The sequence below is a fragment of the Comamonas fluminis genome, assembly GCF_019186805.1.
GTDB lineage: Bacteria > Pseudomonadota > Gammaproteobacteria > Burkholderiales > Burkholderiaceae_C > Comamonas > Comamonas fluminis.
Map to the genome: position 1 here is coordinate 2,391,804 of NZ_CP066783.1, position 17,509 is coordinate 2,409,312.

A 17,509-nucleotide genomic window follows, 5' to 3' on the forward strand; every position below is an offset into this window, starting at 1 on the left:
ATGCCGGTGGCCCAGTTTTTCAGCCCAGACCCTTCTTCCTCGCCGCATCAGCGCCTGAATCCTTCGTGGATCGTGGTGGCGGCGGGCGTCAGCGCATCGCTGCATGTGGGCAAGCTGCCGCCAGCGGTGCCTGTGCTGCAGCAGGAGCTGGGCGTGTCGCTGGTGCAGGCGGGTTTTTTGCTGTCCACCGTGCAGGTGGCGGGCATGGCGCTGGGGCTGGTGGTGGGCCTCAGTGCCGATAAATGGGGGCTGCGCCGCAGCATGCTGGCCGGGCTGCTGCTGATGGCGTTTTCCAGCATGGTGGGGGCCGCAGCCACCGGTTTTGAATGGCTGCTGGCGCTGCGCGTGCTGGAGGGGCTGGGCTTTTTGCTGGTGGCCATGCCCGCGCCGGGGCTGATTCGGCGCAATGTGCTGCCGTCCGAGCTGAGCGGCCGCATGGGCTGGTGGGGCTCGTATATGCCGATTGGCAGTGCCGTGGGGCTGCTGCTGGGGCCGTGGGTGCTGCAGGCCACATCCTGGCAAAGCTGGTGGATTGCACTGGGCACCAGCTCTTTGCTGGCAGCGGTGGCCGTCTGGAACCGCGTACCTGCCGATGGCGCGAACTCCCAAAGCACGGCTGCCGCCCCGGTTCAGGAGGGCTGGCGGCCGCGTCTTGCATTGACGCTCAAAAGCCCCGGCCCCTGGCTGGTGTCGCTGGCCTTCATGCTGTATTCGGGCCAGTGGATGGGCGTGGTGGGCTTTTTGCCAACCATGTACGCGCAGGCTGGTTTGACGGCCAAGCTGGCCGGCACGCTGACTGCGGTGGTGGCTGCATCCAATATGGTGGGCAATATTGCATCGGGCAAGCTGATGCAGCGCGGCTGGAGCGCCGGGCGCTGCCTGCAGGTGGGTTATGTGGCGATGGGGCTGTGCGCCGTTCTGGCCTATGTGCAGGTGGGCGGGCAGCCGCTGGCGCCGCTGTGGCTGCGCTTTGTGGCGGTGGCGCTGTTTTCCGCTGCGGGCGGCCTGATTCCGGCCACGCTGTTCACGTCTGCCATGCATCTGGCGCCCAGTTCGGGCACGGTTTCCACCACGGTGGGTTTCATGCAGCAGTGGTCTTGCGTAGGGCAGTTTGCAGGCCCGCCCCTGGTGGCTGCCGTGGCCACCACCGTGGGCGGCTGGCAGTTCACCTGGGTGGTGACCGCCTGCATGTGCGCGGGCGGGTGCCTGCTGGCCACGGGCATTGGCCGGTGCTGGATGGGCTTGAAGCGCTGAGATATCACAACTATTGATTTGATAGCTGCTTGCGCATGATATTCAAAGGGTCAAAGCTGTTTTGATGCAGATTGACGCAGGGGTGAAAAATGCGCCAAACGCACTGTGAGTTGCCCTGTCAGCCCGTCGATGGGGGCAAACGCCCTTAGTCCACTTGATGGGCGGTGCTGGCCGAGTTTGCGGTTAGGCTGTGCTCTCTTTGAGGAGAGAGCATGCAAAAACGACAGTTTCTGAGGACTGCCGCATCCTGGACGGCCGCTGTATCCACCCCCTGGTTGGCCGGTTGCGCCGCCCCTGCCACCCCTGCCGCAGATAAAACGATGACAGCTGAGGGCGCCTCCCCTGAGACGTCAGCCGCCGCCACCCCGGTTTTTGCGGATGCGATCTATTTCGGTGGCCCGATTCTGACCATGAACGACGCTCAGCCCCAGGTGCAGGCACTGGCCGTGCGTGGCGAGCTGATTGCGGCGGTGGGTGACCGCCAGGCCATCGAGGCGCTGCGCGGCCCGGCCACGCGCATGGTGGATTTGCAGGGGCGCACGCTCATCCCCGGTTTTGTGGACCCGCACGGCCACCTGGGCGGGGTGGGGCTGCAGGCCATTTCTGCCAATCTGCTGCCGCCGCCCGACGGGCCCAATGCCTCTATTGCCCAGTTGCAGAAGACGCTGCGCGAATACATCAAGACATCGCCCGAAGTGGCGCAGCTGGGCATGGTGTTCGGCTTTGGCTACGACGATTCCCAGCTCAAGGAAAAGCGCCACCCCACGCGTGATGATCTGGATGCTGTCTCGCGCACGCTGCCCATTGCCGTGATTCACCAGTCAGGCCACTTTGGCGCGCTCAATTCTGTGGCGCTGGAAAAGGCGGGAATCACGGCGGCTACGCCCAACCCCGATGGCGGTGTGATCCGTCGCAAAAAAGGCAGCCAGCAGCCCGATGGCGTGCTGGAGGAAAACGCTTTTTTCTTCACGCTGGGCAAGATCATGCCCAGGCTCACGCAAGAGCAGTCCATTCAGTGGCTGGAAAAAGCGCAGGAGCTGTATCTGCAATACGGCTACACCACGGTGCAGGATGGCCGCACCGATGCCGGCGCTGTTGCCACCTCGATTGCCGCGGCCAAGGCTGGGCGGCTGAAGGTGGATGTGGTGTCCTACCCTGACATCACGCACTTCGCTGAGGGCAAGGCCGAGTTCATGAATGGCCCGTACTACAGCCGCAGCTACAGCGGGCATTTCCGCATTGGCGGCGTGAAGCTGACGCTGGATGGCTCGCCCCAGGGCAAGACGGCCTGGCTGACCCAGGCCTATCTGGTGCCACCCCAGGGGCAAAAGAAGGGCTACCGGGGTTACGGCGTGCTGCCCGATGCCAAGGTCAACGAATATGTGGCCAGGGCCGTCAGCAACGGCTGGCAGATCTTGATGCACGGCAATGGCGATGCTGCCATCGACCAGATGATTGCCGCCGTGCGTGTCAGCGGTCCGGTGGAAAAGGCCCGCGCTGTGCGCCCGGTGCTGATTCATGGTCAGACCCTGCGCCGTGACCAGATTCCGCAGCTCAAGGAGCTGGGCATCTTCCCCTCGCTGTTTCCCATGCACACCTTTTACTGGGGCGACTGGCACCGTGACTCGGTGCTGGGCAACCCGCGTGCGCAGAACATCTCGCCCACGGGCTGGGTGCTGGAGCAGGGCATGCGTTTTACCTCGCACCACGATGCGCCCGTGGCCCTGCCATCGTCCATTCGCGTGCTGGACGCCACCGTCAACCGCGTCACGCGCAGCGGCAAGGTGCTGGGCGCTGAGCACCGCGTCTCGCCCTGGATTGCGCTGCAGGCGCAGACGCTGTGGTCGGCCTATCAGCACTTTGAAGATGACCGCAAAGGCTCGCTGGAGGCAGGCAAGCTGGCCGACCTGGTGATTCTGTCCAACAACCCGCTGACGATGGAGCGCCGCAAGCTGGCTACGCTGGAGGTGCTGGAGACCATCAAGCAAGGCCGCAGCCTCTACAAAAAAGCAGCTTGATGCATAGAGAAAGCTCCTGATTCAGGAGCTTGCTGCGCAATTCAGAGCCGGGCTGGAGCCTGTTTTGAAGAGGAATCAGGCATCGCGCGAGCCTATCAATGCGCGAAGCGCGCTCTCAAGCTGCTGGGCGTTTTCATGGGCCGCGTGCCAGTCTGGTGGCAAGGCTGCAGTTTCATCGCCTGGCTGCGGCTGCGGCTGCCACAGCGCCATCTGCGCCAGAGGATCATCACTTTTCAGCGCCACCACCGTGGGCTGATTGGCCAGATCCTGGCAGCTGCTGATGAGCCAGCGGCAATAGCGGCTGAGCGCTGGCGGCGGCGGGGTGTGGGTGTGCGAGGCGGCGCGGTTCAGGCTTTCGGCCAGCAACAGGGCCGTGGCATACACGCGCAGCGCATGGCGGTCATAGCGGCGGGTGACAAAGGCCAGCCGGTCTGCATTGAGCCGCCCGCGCAGCGACCAGCGGCGCGAGGCATGGGCCTGGCCCACGGCGGCACTCAGCGCGGCCAGTGATTCCTGGGCCAGAGAAAGCTGACCGAGCGCCGCCTCGGCGGCATCGGCTTTTTGTGCTTCGCAGGCCCGCACAATCAAGTCCAGCCCGTTGGCCAGTTGCTTGAGAAATGTGGATGCGGCCCGCCCCATGTCCTTGATGGGGTTGGAGGTAAAAAGCACCTGGCTGAAGATCAGGCCCACGGCTGCGCCCACCAGCACATCCAGCAGCCGGGTGCCGCCCGCAGCACTGGGGCCCATGGCCAGCACCAGCACCACCGAAACACCAGACTGAATCGGCACCACGGGCGCCGGGCCCACCACGGCCCCCAGCAGCACGGCCAGAAAAATGCCCGCGCTCAGGCGTATGAGTAAATGCTGATCGGGCAGTTGCCACAGCAGATCGCCAATGACAATGCCCAGCGCACAGCCAATCACCAGGCTCTTGGTTTGCTTGAGGTGGCTGGGCAGACCGGGGGCCAGGCAGACCACCGCTGTTACCACCGCAAAGGCCGGGCGCTGGTGCTGCCACAGTTGCTGGGCAATGACCCAGGCGCAGATGCTGGCCAGCGCGGCCGCAATGGCGTCGCGCGCCGCGAGGCGGGCGCGTGAGGGTAAGGTCGTCTTGGCCCGCCGCCAGGCCAGCATGAAAGGGGTGCTCCAGCGCAATTCAAAGTCTCCGTGGTCAGAGGTCTGATGTTAGGGCCCGGCGGGCTGCTGGACTGTCGGTAAAGCGCTGACTATGCAAAAAGTAGCACTTAGCGCATGCCCAGCAAGGGCTGGGCATGGTTTTTACTCAATATCTTCGCGGTACTGGGGTGCCGCGTTGCGAAAGCCGCTGGTGATGATGGCCAGATAGGCCAGACCCACACTGCCCCAGATCAGGCCCGAGGTCAGCGAGGTGGGTTCCACCTCCAGCCACATGGCGCCCACGCTCATAAAGCCCAGCACCGGCGTCACCACATAGCGCAGCACATCGCCCATGGTGTGCCAGCGGCCCTGGCGCCACACATATTCGGCCAGCACCGACAGGTTCACAAAGCTGAAGGCGGTCAGCGCGCCAAAGCTGATGAGCGCCACCACGTATTCAAGGCTGAGAAAACCCGCCGTCAGCGCCACAGCGCCCACCAGCAGAATGTTGTATGAAGGCGTGAAGGTCTTGGGGTCGATATGGCCAAAAAAGCGCTTGTGAATCACGCCGTCGCGCCCCATCACATACATCAGGCGCGAGACGCCCGCGTGCGCGGCAATGCCCGAGGCCATGACGGTGACGATGGCAAAGGCCAGCACCACAGACTTGAACAGCGCGCCACCCACCAGGAACAGAATCTCGGGCTGGGTTTCGTCCACGGCCTTGAAGTACTGCTGCGGGTTGCCGGGGAAGTACAGCTGCATGAAATAGGTGGCCACAATGAAAATCAGGCCAGAGATCAGCGCCGTCAGAAAAATGGCCTTGGGCAGCGTTTTTTCGGTGTTGTGGGTTTCTTCGGCAAGCGATGACAGCGAATCAAACCCCGTGAACGAGAAGCACAGAATGGTGGCCCCCGTAATCAGCGCGCCAACATCGGCCTGCTTGCTCCAGAAGGGCGACAGGCTCCACAGGCCCTGAGCACCGTTTTCTGCAATTGCGCCCAGTGCGTTCTGGCCGGCGTGCAGCTCGCGCCAGACCATGAAGGTGAAGATGGCGATGATGAGCAGCTGAAACAGCACGATCAGCCCGTTGAAGTTCGCCACAAAGCGAATGCCGCGCAGGTTGACCACCACCATGATGGCCGTCAGCCCGACGATCCAGACCCAGTGGTTGACCTCGGGGAACATATCGGTCAGATAGATCTTGGCCAGCAGGATGTTGACCATGGGTGACAGCAGATAGTCCAGCAGCGAAGACCAGCCCACCATGAAGCCCACATTGGGGTGAATGGCCTTTTGGGCATAGGTGTAGGCCGAACCGGAAGACGGATAGCGCCGGATCATGTGCCCGTAGCTCAGCGAGGTGAGCAGCACCGCCAGCAGGGCCACGAAGTACGAGGTGGGCACATGCTGCAGCGAGTCGCGCGAGACCATGCCGAAGGTGTCCAGCAGCGTCATGGGCTGGATGTAGGCCAGGCCAATGATGATCACATGCCAGAGCAGCAGCGTTTTTTGCAGGCTGGCAGGGCTGGATGTGGCCGAAGCCGCGGAAGGCGGGCGATCAGTCAATGGGTCTTCCTTCTCAAGAACAAGAGCGCCGGGCGGGGTTTCTGGCTTGCATGTGGCCGCGCAAGGCGCGTAGCCACTGTGGTTATCTGTTGTGGTGGCACACCCTGACACAAGGGTGCCGTTCTTGGCTTTTTCGCTTTTTGCTTCAGCCTTCAGCCACTGTCTGGGGCTGGCGCGAAAAACGCGACATTATCGGCGTTTGGGTAGTCTGCGGCCGATTGCCCAGAAAATTGCCTTCCAGTTCAGGCGGAATATGCGCTGTCTGCTATGAAATGAGAAGTGAATGAGCTGTGATTAGGAAGGGCTGCGAATTTCAGCGCCCTTGCAGCAGGCCATTGATGCAGGTCCATTCCGCTTCGGTGACCGGTGTGATGGACAGGCGGTTGCCTTTTTGCAGCACGCGCATCTCGGCCAGCTCCGGTTGCTCACGAAGCTCGGCAATCGACACCAAGCGAGTCTTGTGCAGCGCCTGCACATCCAGCATCAGCCAGCGGGGCTTGTCCTGCGGCGATTTGGGGTCGTAGTAGGGGTCTGCAGCATCGAACTGGGACGGGTCCACACGCAGATTGCCAGCAATGCGGGCAATGCCGTAAATGCCAGGCTCTGCGCAGCTGGAATGCCAGTACAGCACCCCGTCGCCCACCTGCATGTCGTCACGCATGAAGTTGCGTGCCTGGTAGTTGCGCACCCCGTTCCAGCCCATGATTTGATCGGGCGCGGCCAGGGCGTGATCGATGGAGTATTCGTCAGGCTCGTTTTTCATGAGCCAGTAGCGGCGGGCTTTGGAGGTGTCAGTCATGTGTGCATTCTCTCAGCCCTGTCCGGGGCTATCCCTCTAGCTCTCGCCAGCGCCGCCCTTGGGGGAGTTTCGTTTCCAGGGGCCGCGATCGGCCTGGCTCCAGCGGCTGGGGCGCATGACCCGCTGACGCAGCTGCCCCCATTGGGCTGATTCCTGCGCATTTTGCTGAACTTGATCGCGTGCGCGGCGCAGGCGCTGTGGAATATCCAGCTCGGCTTGCTCCACCACACGGATACAGTCCTGAATATGGCGCTCGCCCAGATAGCACAGCGTGGCATAGCCAAGGGCAGCCGCAGCCGCCTGACCTGCCAGCGGAACGTATTTTGCGGCCTGCTTGGTGCTCAGACGCATGCCCACCATGCGCGTCAGGCGCAGCACCATATCGCGGGTAATGAGCTTGCCAATCAGCACCGAGCCGACCATGGCAATGGCTTTTTGAACCTGCTCGCGTTTGCCGGGTGTCAGGCTGTCGAGCTGCTCGGGGGTGAGGCCGAATTCGGCATTGATACGTGGATAAAGACGGGACAGCAAAGCCGCATCAGCCGCCCAGTCAAGACCGGGCACCGGAATGGTGCTGGCGGCCGCGCTGATCAACGCTCTTTGCTTGAGCAGCTTGCGCGAGCGCTGTGCGGCAGCCGCCACATCAATGCGCTGGACAGGAGCGGGAGGCTGTCGGGTGTCTTTTTTCCACATGAGGCGCAATCCATGAAAGAAGGCAGTGCAACGGCAAAAAAGGCAGTGCGCTGCACTGCCTTTGCATCAACCCTGCGTCTTGCTGCGGATGAAGTTGTAGATAAAGAGCACGATGATGGCGCCAATAACCGAGGCAATCCAGCCAGCGGCTTCACCAGCCTTGTACCAGCCCATGGCAGTGCCCAGGTAGGTTGCGACAAAGGAGCCCACGATACCCAGCAGAATGGTCATGATCCAGCCCATGCTGTCGTTACCGGGCTTGATGGCGCGAGCAATCAGACCCACGATGAGGCCGACGATGATGGTGCCAATAATGGACATGTTGAATTCCCTCTGAATGAACAATAAAACCTGACTCTATAAGTGGCCCCCAGGGTCACCCTGTCGGACAGGGGAGAGTGTGAGCGCGAGTCTGATTCTTCCACACTTGTATGCACTGCCGATGAACCACGGCAAAACAAAAACGCCTGCACGAGGCAGGCGTTTTGGGGTGTCCGATGACAGCGCTCAGGGCTGAAGCGGTGACAGCGCGCTGTAAGCGGCTGCAGTGGTGGCGGAGGCGTCAGCGCCTTCAACGCGGCGGGCTCCGTCAAAGCGGCGAGCCCAGTAGGCCGTCTGCATGCTTTCCACACGAACGCTGGCACCAGTGCGGGGGGCGTGGATGAATTTGCCATCGCCCACATAGATGCCCACGTGGCTGAAGGTGCGGCGCATGGTGTTGAAGAAGACCAGATCGCCGGGCTTGAGTTCTTCGCGGTCAATCTGCTTGGTGGCCTGGGCCTGCTCGGCAGCGACGCGGGGCAGAACCTTGCCAACGGTCTGGGAATAGATGGCGCGCACAAAACCGCTGCAGTCAAAGCCGGTTTCAGCACTGGTGCCACCCAGTCGATAAGGAACACCCAGGAAACCCATGGCCGTGACGACCAGATCGGAGGTTTTCTCTGCCACGTTCTGGCGGGCTTCGCGCACGAAGTCCGTCGTTTTCTCGGCCACGGTGTGGCGAGCTTCACGCAACTGGGTAATGAGACCGCGGTTGACTAGCAACTGGGTCATGTCGTCGTCACGCTGTTCGCTGGGCGCCGCATGAGCGGAGGTGACGCCGACAAATAGTAGTGCAATAAGCCATCTGGACATGGGGCGTGAGGGTACCACGTTAATTTGTAGGATAGTGCCGCTATTACCCGATTGCTACCCGGGTTTTTGATCCAAAGCATTAAATGACTTTGGCTCATGAGCTTATTGCGTGGGCTGCTCCCAAATTTGCAGCACTCTGGACCCCGTATTTTCCCTGTTCTGGTCACTATCTAGAAGTATTGTGTCAATTTGTGCTAAGTATGTGAAAGCTGACTTTTGCGGCCTTGGCCGGGGCATTTGCGGCTTGCGGCGACAATAGGGGCATGCGTGGCAGGTCAGCGTCAGCTAGCCGGTCACCGTGTCTTGATTAAATACAGGCGATGGCTGCACAGCGCTGCAAGCCGTCCCATCCATTCGAAGAAAGAAATCTCATGCTGCTGGAAGCAACCGAGTCGCAACTGGTGCTGGTCGATTACCAGGAAAAGCTCATGCCCGTGATTCACGAAGGCCGTGAAGCGCTGGCCAATGCCGTCAAGCTGGCCAAGATGGCGCAACTGCTGGAAGTGCCGGTCTGGGGCACGGAACAGAACCCATCGCGTCTGGGCACCAATGATGCCGAGCTGAAGGCGCTGTGCACGCGCACGCTGGAGAAGATGTATTTCAGCGCTGTGCCCGAAGGTCTGGGTGAGTGGCTGCGCCCGCCCGCAAAGCCCCAGGGCGGCAATGCGCGCAGCCTGCCCAAGCATTTGCAAAAGCCCCAGCAACAGGCGCCTGAGCGCAATATGGTGGTGATTGCAGGCTGTGAAACCCATGTCTGCCTGCTGCAGACGGCGCTGGAATTGCTGGAAGACGAGTTTGATGTGTGGGTGGTGACGGATGCCTGCGGCTCGCGCACCGAGCGCAACCGCGATGCGGCGTTTGACCGCCTGGCTGGCGCGGGCGCCGAGCTGGTGACCACCGAGATGGTGATGTTTGAATGGCTGCGCACTTGTGAAGACCCAGCCTTCAAAGAGATGCTAGCTATGGTGAAATAAGCGCTGGCAGCTATCGAATGAAGAGCGCCCCAGGGCGCTTTTTTCATTTGCGCATGACGGCGATGCAGATGACCACGGCGACAACAATGAGGGCGGCGATGATCAAGATGCTCGGGGAGATGTACATGGTTTGAGAGGAAATGCGTTGAACAGCGCTTCACTGTGCCACCGGTGCTTGAAGTGCGTGCGAAGTTTGTGAGGGCGGTGTGAAGTGGTGAGCCAATCGCTGTCATGCAGATTGGCCAGCAAGGCCCGCTGGCAATGGCGGGCGACAGGGGAAAATGCGGGGGAAATTGATGGTGCTTTGTCAGTTTTTGGCAAGTAGCTTATGAATAATTATGAATTCAGAAGGCTCTTCGCAAAGGATGGAGAGCCAAGGAGACATAGACATGAACACGCGTTTCGAGGATTTCCATCGCCGCTCCATTGAAGAGCGCGACACATTCTGGGCTGAGCAGGCTGAGCTGATCGAGTGGCAGCAAAAGCCCACGCAGATCTGCGATTACAGCAATCCTCCGTTTGCCAAGTGGTTTGTGGGCGGCACCACCAATCTGTGCCACAACGCCGTGGACCGCCATCTGGCCGCCCGTGGCGATCAGAACGCGCTGATTGCGATCTCGACCGAGACAAACACCGAAAAAACCTATAGCTACAAAGAACTGCACGCCGAGGTCAACCGCATGGCGGCTGCTTTGAAAGCGCTGGGCGTGGAAAAGGGCGACCGGGTTCAAATCTATATGCCCATGATTGCCGAGGCCTGCTTTGCCATGCTGGCTTGCGTGCGTCTGGGTGCCATTCATTCGGTGGTCTTTGGCGGTTTTGCTTCGGGTGCGCTGGCTTCGCGTATTGATGATGCCCAGCCCAAGGTCATCGTCAGCGCCGATGCCGGCTCGCGCGGCGGGCGTGTGGTGCCCTACAAGCCTTTGCTGGATGAGGCTCTGCAGTTATCCACCCACCAGCCAGCCGCCGTGCTGATGGTGAACCGGGGCCTGGCCCCCATGCCCATGAGCGAGGGTCGCGATCACGACTGGGCCGCGCTGCGTGCCCAGCATCTGGATGCCAAGGTCGATTGCGTCTGGGTGGAGTCCACCCACCCCAGCTACACCCTCTACACCAGCGGCACCACAGGCAAGCCCAAGGGCGTGCAGCGTGACACCGGTGGCTACACCGTGGCGCTGGCAGCCAGCATGCCGCATATCTTTGATGCGCAAGCGGGCCAGACTTTCTTTTGCACCAGCGATATTGGCTGGGTGGTGGGCCACAGCTACATCATCTATGCGCCGCTGATTGCTGGCATGGCAACGGTGATGTATGAGGGCCTGCCCGTGAACCCCGATGCGGGCATCTGGTGGAGTCTGGTCGAGAAGTACAAGATCACCCATATGTTCTCGGCGCCCACGGCCATTCGCGTACTCAAAAAGCATGATGCCGAGTACCTGAAGCGCTATGACATCTCCAGCCTCAAAGCCCTGTGGCTGGCGGGCGAGCCGCTGGACGAGCCGACGGCTGCATGGATCAGCGATGCGATCAAAAAGCCCATCATCGATAACTACTGGCAGACGGAAACTGGCTGGCCCATCATGACGCTGTGCAACGGCGTGGAGCAGCAGGCCACGCGCTTTGGCAGCCCGGGCAAGGCCGTCTATGGCTACAACGTCAAGCTGATTGACGATGCCACGGGCGAAGAGCTGACAGGCGCCAATCAAAAGGGCGTGCTGGCCATTGACGGCCCGCTGCCGCCGGGCTGCATGCAGACCGTCTGGCGTGATGACAACCGTTTCGTCAACACTTACTGGAAGAGCATTCCCGGTCGAATGATCTACAGCACGTTTGACTGGGGCATCCGCGACGAGGATGGTTACTACTTCATCCTGGGCCGTACTGACGACGTCATCAATGTGGCAGGTCACCGCCTGGGCACCCGCGAGATCGAGGAAGCGATTTCTGCCCACGCACAGGTTGCCGAAGTGGCCGTAGTAGGCGTGGCAGACAACCTCAAAGGGCAGGCTGCCCTGGCGTTTGCCGTGGTACGCGACGCCAGCGCAGTGGCCGATGCCGCCGCCACCAAGGCGCTGGAAGCCGATGTCATGAAGCTGGTGGACTCGCGCCTGGGCGCGGTGGCCCGTCCCTCGCGTGTGATTTTTGTCACCGCCTTGCCCAAGACCCGCAGCGGCAAACTGCTGCGCCGTGCACTGCAGGCAGTGGCCGAAGGGCGTGATCCTGGTGATCTGAGCACTATGGAAGACCCGGCTGCACTGGCGCAGGTGCAGGCCAAGCTCTGAGTTGCGAACTGATTGAGAGCGTCAGTGATTGCAAAGCCCGGGGTCTGAAGCCTCGGGCTTTGTTGTTTGCGGCCTAAAATCCACCGATTACGCTGCGCCGGGCCAAGTTCGGCGCCATGGATTGAAAACTTCAGAAAGAGCCATCGTGCAAGTTGCATCTTCCATCTTCAAAGCTTATGACATTCGCGGCATCGTGCCGACCACGTTGACCGAAGACGTTGCCCGTGGCATTGGCCGTGCGTTTGGCATGGCGGCACTGGTGGCCGGTGAAAAGACGGTGGCTGTGGGCCGTGATGGCCGTTTGTCCGGCCCTTCGCTGTCTGCCGCGCTGATGCAGGGCCTGACCGATGTGGGCGTGAACGTGATCGATATCGGCATGGCCACTACGCCCATGCTGTACTTTGCGGCGGCCACACTGTGCACCAGCGGTATTCAGGTCACAGGCAGCCACAACCCCAAGGATTACAACGGCTTCAAGATGGTGCTGGCTGGCCGCGCTATTTATGGCGATGAAATTCAGGCCCTGCGCGTGCGCATGGAAAACGAAGACTGGACCGTCACCGGCGCAGGCCAGATCAGCCAGGCCGATGTACTGGCCGATTACACCGCCCGCATCGTGGGCGATGTGAAACTGGCTCGCCCCATGAAGGTGGTGGTGGACTGCGGCAACGGCGTGGCCGGTGCGTCGGCCCCTGCCATCTTCCGCCAGCTGGGCTGCGAAGTGGTCGAGCTGTTCTCGGAAGTGGACGGCAATTTCCCCAACCACCATCCCGACCCCAGCAAGCCCGAGAACCTGCGCGATGTGATCCATGCGCTGCAGACCACGGATGCCGAACTGGGCCTGGCTTTTGACGGTGACGGTGACCGTCTGGGCATTGTTACCAAAGATGGTCAGAATATCTTCCCTGACCGCCAGATGATGCTGTTTGCCAAGGACGTGCTCTCGCGCGTGCCCGGTGGCTCCATCGTGTTTGACGTCAAGTGCACCCAGCGCCTGGCGCCCGAGATCGAAGCTGCGGGTGGCAAGGCTGTGATGTACAAGACTGGCCACTCGCTGGTCAAGGCACGCATGAAGGAACTGGGGGCACCGCTGGGCGGCGAGATGAGCGGCCACATCTTCTTCAAGGAGCGCTGGTACGGCTTTGACGACGGCACTTATGCCGGTTGCCGTTTGCTGGAAATCGTCAGCCGCGAGGCCGACCCCAGCGCCGTGCTGAATGCACTGCCCACCAGCTTCTCTACACCTGAGCTCAATGTGGCCTGCGCTGAAGGCGAACCTCACCGTCTGGCGGCCGAGCTGCAAGCGCTGGCAGCTACAGAATTTGAAGCGCCTGCCCAAGTCAGCACCATTGACGGCCTGCGCGTGGACTGGGCTGATGGCTTTGGCCTGATTCGTGCCAGTAACACCACGCCTGTGCTGGTGCTGCGTTTTGAAGGCCACAGCCAGGAAGCACTGCACCGCATTGAAGCGAAGATGCTGGCCTTGCTCAAGCGCGTCAAGCCTGATGCGCAAGTGGGATCTGCATCGCACTGACAGGCGCAAGGTATTGCTGCGTTCATGACCCGCAAAGTTCGCATGACTCCGGCCCGTGGGCTTTTCAGCCTGCTGGCCTGGGCGGCGCAGCCCCTGCTGCGCCGCAAGCTCAGGCGCCGCGCCGTGGCTGAGCCGGGTTATGCGGTGGCCGTGCCTGAGCGCTTTGGCCACTACCAGCCGCCTGATCTGGGGCGCGATGGCCTTGGCCAGTGGCTCTGGATTCATTCTGTATCGCTGGGCGAGACTCGTGCAGCTGCGATCTTGGTCAAGGCGCTGCGCGAGCGCATGCCGCACATGCGCCTGCTGCTGACCCATAACACGGCAACGGGCCGCGAAGAGGGGGCAAAGCTCCTGAAGGCGGGCGATGTGCAGGTCTGGCTGCCCTGGGACACCCTTGACGCGACACAGCGCTTTATTGCGCAGTTTCGTCCCGCTCTTGGCGTGCTGATGGAAACCGAGATCTGGCCCAATCTGATTGCGAACTGTACGAACGCAGGCATTCCCATGGTGCTGGCCAATGCACGGCTCAATGAAAAGTCGGAAAAAGGCGCGCTGAAAATGGGGCCGATTGCGCGCCCCACCTATGGCGCGCTGGCCGCCGTATGGGCGCAGACCGAGGAAGATGCGCGGCGCCTTCGCAATGTAGGCGCCCAGGTCACAGCAGTGCTGGGGAATCTGAAATTTGATGTGCAGCCCGATGAGGCCTTGATGCACTGCGCTGCACAGTGGCGGGCAGGCCTGCAAAGGCAGCAGCAAAAGCCCGTGGTACTTTTCGCCAGCAGCCGCGAGGGTGAAGAAGCGCTGCTGCTGGAGCAGCTTCAGAAGCAGCCCGCAGCGCTGAATGCCGCGCAGTGGCTGATTGTGCCGCGCCACCCCCAGCGTTTTGATGCGGTGGCGCAGCTCATCGCGGATGCGGGTTTTGGCGTTTCACGGCGCAGCCAGTGGGGTGATGAACCACCTTTGCAAGAAGGCAGCCTGTGGCTGGGTGATTCGCTGGGCGAGATGCCGCTGTATTACGGTTTGTCGCAGGTAGCGCTGATGGGCGGCAGCTTTGAGCCGCTGGGGGGGCAGAACCTGATTGAGTCGCTGGCCTGTGGTACGCCGGTGATTCTGGGGCCTCATACGTTTAACTTCAGTCAGGCGTCTGAGCTGGCAGTGCAGGCGGGGGCAGCGTTTCGCTGCGATGACATGGTGCAGGCCATGCAGCTGGCATGTTCGCTGGTTCAGGATGCGCAAGGTGTATCGGGCCTGCTGGCTGCGCAAGAACAAGCGAGCCGTTTCATGAGTCAGCACCGGGGTGCCGCAGCGGCCACGGCAGATGCGATTGTGACGCTGATGCAAGCGAACGGACACAGCAGCAGACTCTGAATTCAGAGCGGGCAGGGCTGTTTCTGATTGGGTTTCAGGCAGATTTGATGCTGCAGCACTTATTTATCAAGCGCTTACAGCTATGAAACTTGAAGCGGTTTGAGGGCTAAAAGGTGTTTTCAGCGCTTCTTGCGCAGGTCAACCGTTTTGCTGGCCGCAGGCTTGGCGGCAGTTTCTGCTGCCACTGGGCGCTCTACCGCAGCAGGCGCCAGTGTCAGGCTGTCAATGCTGCGCAGATCATCGTCAGCCAGCACACCGGCGGCTTGCTTGAGTTTGAGCTGACCCAGCAGCACCTGATAGCGGGCATTGGCCAGGTCGCGTTGGGTCTGATAGACCTGACTCTGGGCATTGAGCACGTCGATGTTGACGCGCACGCCCACGTCATAGCCCATCTTGTTGGCTTCCAGCGCGCTCTGGCTGGAGGCGAGAGCGGCTTCCAGCGCCTTGACCTGGGCTTGGCCGGATTGGACGCCCAGGAAGGCTGTGCGCGTGGATTGCTCCACATTGCGGCGCGCATCATCGAGCTGCGCGCGGGCCTTGTCTTCCAGGGCCAGGGTTTCCTTGACACGGTTTTGCACGGCGAAACCGGCAAACAGCGGCACATTCATCACCACGCCAATTTGGGCGGAGTTGGTGCGCGTGCCCGCAGGAAGGCTGGGCGTCATATAGCCATTGGGATAGCGGTTGATGCCGTAGCCCGCCTGCAGATCGACCGTGGGCTTGTGACCGGCTTCGGCTTTCTGGGTTTCGAGCTTGGCCACATCCAGAGCAAGCTGGGCCTGGCGCAGCTGTGGCTGGCTGGCCAGGGCGGTATCCACCCACGATTGCATATTGTCTGGCGTGATGCGGGGCAGCGTCAGGGGCGCGGCCAGCGGTGTGGGTTGAATGCCGACGCGGCCTACCAGCTGGTCGAGCACCACGCGCTTGACCTGCAGGTCGTTTTGCGCCGCGATTTCCTGTGCGGTGACCAGGTCGTAGCGGGACTGCGCTTCGCGCGAATCGGTAATGGTGGCCGTGCCAACTTCAAAATTGCGCTTGGCCATCTCCAGCTGGGTGCTGATGGCTTGCTTTTGCGAGAGGGCGACCTGCACACTGTCCTGTGTGGCCAGTACGTCGAAATAGGCTTGAGACACGCGCACGATCAGGCTTTGCGCGGCGGCATCCAGCTGGGCCTGCGCCACATCCACTCCGCGCTTGCCTTGCTCATAGGCAATTTTGTTGGCAGGGCGGTACAGCGGCTGCTGGGCGCTGAGCTGCAGGTTCTGCACGGTGGAGCTGACGCTGGTGCTGACCTGGGGCAGGTTCAGCTCCGTATGCGTGCGGTTCACGCCGCCTTGCAGCCCTACGCTGGGCAGCAGCCCGGAAAGAGCCTGATCGGCACGGCTGCCAGCGGCGCGGGAATCGGCTTGCTGGGCTTGCCAGGTGGCGTCATAGCCGCGCGCTTGCTGCACCAGCTCTGATAGCGTCTGCGCCTGCGCCAGACCTGTCAGCCCTCCAAGCAAGACTCCCAAAGAAATAGCGCGAAGCGCAAGAGCAGGGCGGGTTTGCATGGACTGTGGCTGCTGGGTCATAGACGTCGTAATGGGCAGTCGCTATCGTGGAATTTCAGTAACGGGGCACGCTGGGGTCTGCACTCAGCGACCAGGCATCGATGCCGCCGGTGATGTTGCTGACATCTTCAAAGCTGTGGTTGACCAGAAAGGCCGCCACGCTCATGCTGCGTGCGCCGTGGTGGCACAGGCAGGCGATGGGGTGGTCGGGGTCCAGTTCCTGCAAGCGGCCGGGAATCTCGTGCATGGGAATGCAGCGCAGTTCAAAGTCGTCACCGGGCTGGATGCTGGCCTGGGCAATTTCCCAGGGTTCACGCACATCAAGCACCACGGGCTTGATGCCCTGAGCGGTGTAAGAAGCCAGCCACTGCTGGAACTGTGCGGGCAAAACCTGGGTCAACATAAAAATCCTTGGAGGCTGGCGATGGATAAACGCCAGCCGTCAACTGAACAGAAGGCCCTGCGAATGGCTTCGGCAGGGCCTGGTCGTTTTTTAGAAAGAGAAGCGCGAAGGCTCATTAAAGCCAACCAGACGGCTGGCGGCGGTGTCCCAGGGCTGCTTGACTTCGAAGTTGTTGCCGTTCTTGGTCACCAGTGTGAAGCGCATCACGGGCATGTGGCCGACGATGGCGGCAATGCGGCCACCTTCGTTGAGCTGGGCGTAGAGCGCATCAGGCACCACGGCCACCGAGCCACTGAGCACGATGACGTCAAAAGCGCCCTGGGCCAGAGAAGTGGTGGCGCCGTTGGCCAGCTTGACTTCCACATTCTTCACACCGGCGCTGAGCAGGTTTTCGCGGGCCATTTCGGCCAGTTCTGGGTCGATTTCCAGCGTCACGACTTCCTTGGCCTTGGCGGCCAGCAGGGCAGCCATGTAGCCAGAGCCGGAGCCGATTTCCAGCACGCGGTCGGAAGGCTTGATCTGCAGGTCTTGCAGCACGCGGGCTTCGATCTTGGGGGCCAGCATGTGCCAGCCGTGCTTGGCGGCCTGTTCGGCATCGGCCTTCAGGGGCACTTCCAGATCCATATAGGCCAGCGACTGGTGCTCGGGCGGCACGAAGTCTTCGCGGCGAATCTGGCCCATCAACTCCAGCACACTTTCGTCCAGCACGTTCCAGGGACGCACTTGCTGTTCGATCATGTTGAAACGAGCCTGCGCGTGCACGTCGCGCGGGTCCACTTGGGCGTTCATTGGCAGGGCCATGGTATCTCCGGGAA

At 61.5% G+C, this 17,509-nt stretch carries 15 protein-coding genes; 6 read left to right on the forward strand and 9 right to left on the reverse strand.

Going from position 1 to position 17,509, the window contains the following annotated elements; translation table 11 throughout:
• Window positions 1-6: 6 nt before the first annotated feature.
• Both JDW18_RS11310 and JDW18_RS11315 read left to right on the forward strand, forming a co-directional pair.
• The gene (locus JDW18_RS11310) at window positions 7-1,254 is read left to right on the forward strand and encodes an MFS transporter (protein WP_246610464.1); all 1,248 of its coding nucleotides are present in this window, start codon (window positions 7-9) and stop codon (window positions 1,252-1,254) included.
• Window positions 1,255-1,466: 212 nt separating this feature from the next.
• Entirely contained in the window at window positions 1,467-3,272 is a 1,806-nt protein-coding gene (locus JDW18_RS11315) for an amidohydrolase (RefSeq protein WP_218243695.1), read from the forward strand.
• Window positions 3,273-3,347: 75 nt separating this feature from the next.
• On the opposite strand, the gene JDW18_RS11320 is transcribed toward JDW18_RS11315, so the two are convergent.
• From JDW18_RS11320 to JDW18_RS11345, 6 genes are all read right to left on the reverse strand, one after another.
• Entirely contained in the window at window positions 3,348-4,427 is a 1,080-nt protein-coding gene (locus JDW18_RS11320; RefSeq protein WP_246610466.1) for an FUSC family protein, read from the reverse strand.
• Between the two features lie 123 nt (window positions 4,428-4,550).
• On the reverse strand, window positions 4,551-5,957 hold the full coding sequence (locus JDW18_RS11325) for an APC family permease (RefSeq protein WP_246610468.1): 1,407 nt from the start codon (window positions 5,955-5,957) through the stop codon (window positions 4,551-4,553).
• A 313-nt stretch (window positions 5,958-6,270) separates the two neighbouring features.
• Entirely contained in the window at window positions 6,271-6,756 is a 486-nt protein-coding gene (locus tag JDW18_RS11330; RefSeq protein ID WP_218243696.1) for an EVE domain-containing protein, read from the reverse strand.
• 36 nt (window positions 6,757-6,792) lie between these two features.
• Complete coding sequence (locus JDW18_RS11335) at window positions 6,793-7,449, reverse strand: hypothetical protein (RefSeq protein ID WP_218243697.1); 657 nt, start codon at window positions 7,447-7,449, stop codon at window positions 6,793-6,795.
• 66 nt (window positions 7,450-7,515) lie between these two features.
• Window positions 7,516-7,770 carry a GlsB/YeaQ/YmgE family stress response membrane protein gene (locus JDW18_RS11340; protein ID WP_218243698.1) on the reverse strand — a complete coding sequence of 85 codons (255 nt, stop codon included), beginning with the start codon at window positions 7,768-7,770 and terminating at the stop codon, window positions 7,516-7,518.
• A 186-nt stretch (window positions 7,771-7,956) separates the two neighbouring features.
• Entirely contained in the window at window positions 7,957-8,583 is a 627-nt protein-coding gene (locus JDW18_RS11345) for a C40 family peptidase (protein ID WP_218243699.1), read from the reverse strand.
• 371 nt (window positions 8,584-8,954) lie between these two features.
• Here JDW18_RS11345 and JDW18_RS11350 point away from each other — a divergent pair, with 371 nt between their 5' ends.
• From JDW18_RS11350 to JDW18_RS11365, 4 genes are all read left to right on the forward strand, one after another.
• Window positions 8,955-9,557 (forward strand): isochorismatase family protein, encoded by a 603-nt coding sequence (locus JDW18_RS11350; RefSeq protein ID WP_218243700.1) that lies wholly within the window; start codon window positions 8,955-8,957, stop codon window positions 9,555-9,557.
• A gap of 389 nt (window positions 9,558-9,946) precedes the next feature.
• Complete coding sequence (locus JDW18_RS11355; RefSeq protein WP_246610470.1) at window positions 9,947-11,839, forward strand: propionate--CoA ligase; 1,893 nt, start codon at window positions 9,947-9,949, stop codon at window positions 11,837-11,839.
• Window positions 11,840-11,984: 145 nt separating this feature from the next.
• The gene (locus JDW18_RS11360) at window positions 11,985-13,373 is read left to right on the forward strand and encodes a phosphomannomutase/phosphoglucomutase (RefSeq protein WP_218243702.1); all 1,389 of its coding nucleotides are present in this window, start codon (window positions 11,985-11,987) and stop codon (window positions 13,371-13,373) included.
• Window positions 13,374-13,397: 24 nt separating this feature from the next.
• Window positions 13,398-14,741: a 3-deoxy-D-manno-octulosonic acid transferase gene (locus JDW18_RS11365; protein WP_218243703.1), complete on the forward strand. Its 1,344-nt coding sequence runs from the start codon at window positions 13,398-13,400 to the stop codon at window positions 14,739-14,741.
• Window positions 14,742-14,860: 119 nt separating this feature from the next.
• On the opposite strand, the gene JDW18_RS11370 is transcribed toward JDW18_RS11365, so the two are convergent.
• The 3 genes from JDW18_RS11370 to JDW18_RS11380 form a co-directional block, all read right to left on the reverse strand.
• Window positions 14,861-16,291, reverse strand: coding sequence for a TolC family outer membrane protein (locus JDW18_RS11370; RefSeq protein WP_425514790.1), 1,431 nt, complete (start codon window positions 16,289-16,291; stop codon window positions 14,861-14,863).
• A gap of 55 nt (window positions 16,292-16,346) precedes the next feature.
• Window positions 16,347-16,694 (reverse strand): rhodanese-like domain-containing protein, encoded by a 348-nt coding sequence (locus tag JDW18_RS11375; RefSeq protein ID WP_218243705.1) that lies wholly within the window; start codon window positions 16,692-16,694, stop codon window positions 16,347-16,349.
• Between the two features lie 90 nt (window positions 16,695-16,784).
• Complete coding sequence (locus tag JDW18_RS11380; protein WP_218243706.1) at window positions 16,785-17,495, reverse strand: protein-L-isoaspartate O-methyltransferase family protein; 711 nt, start codon at window positions 17,493-17,495, stop codon at window positions 16,785-16,787.
• Window positions 17,496-17,509 lie beyond the last annotated feature (14 nt).

Coding starts and splice junctions, on each gene's coding strand:
- JDW18_RS11315 (WP_218243695.1), top strand. CDS start 1,467: ATGCAAAAACGACAGTTTCTGAGGACTGCCGCATCCTGGACGGCCGCT.
- JDW18_RS11330 (WP_218243696.1), bottom strand. CDS start 6,756: ATGACTGACACCTCCAAAGCCCGCCGCTACTGGCTCATGAAAAACGAG.
- JDW18_RS11335 (WP_218243697.1), bottom strand. CDS start 7,449: ATGTGGAAAAAAGACACCCGACAGCCTCCCGCTCCTGTCCAGCGCATT.
- JDW18_RS11340 (WP_218243698.1), bottom strand. CDS start 7,770: ATGTCCATTATTGGCACCATCATCGTCGGCCTCATCGTGGGTCTGATT.
- JDW18_RS11345 (WP_218243699.1), bottom strand. CDS start 8,583: ATGTCCAGATGGCTTATTGCACTACTATTTGTCGGCGTCACCTCCGCT.
- JDW18_RS11350 (WP_218243700.1), top strand. CDS start 8,955: ATGCTGCTGGAAGCAACCGAGTCGCAACTGGTGCTGGTCGATTACCAG.
- JDW18_RS11355 (WP_246610470.1), top strand. CDS start 9,947: ATGAACACGCGTTTCGAGGATTTCCATCGCCGCTCCATTGAAGAGCGC.
- JDW18_RS11365 (WP_218243703.1), top strand. CDS start 13,398: ATGACCCGCAAAGTTCGCATGACTCCGGCCCGTGGGCTTTTCAGCCTG.
- JDW18_RS11370 (WP_425514790.1), bottom strand. CDS start 16,291: ATGCAAACCCGCCCTGCTCTTGCGCTTCGCGCTATTTCTTTGGGAGTC.
- JDW18_RS11375 (WP_218243705.1), bottom strand. CDS start 16,694: ATGTTGACCCAGGTTTTGCCCGCACAGTTCCAGCAGTGGCTGGCTTCT.
- JDW18_RS11380 (WP_218243706.1), bottom strand. CDS start 17,495: ATGGCCCTGCCAATGAACGCCCAAGTGGACCCGCGCGACGTGCACGCG.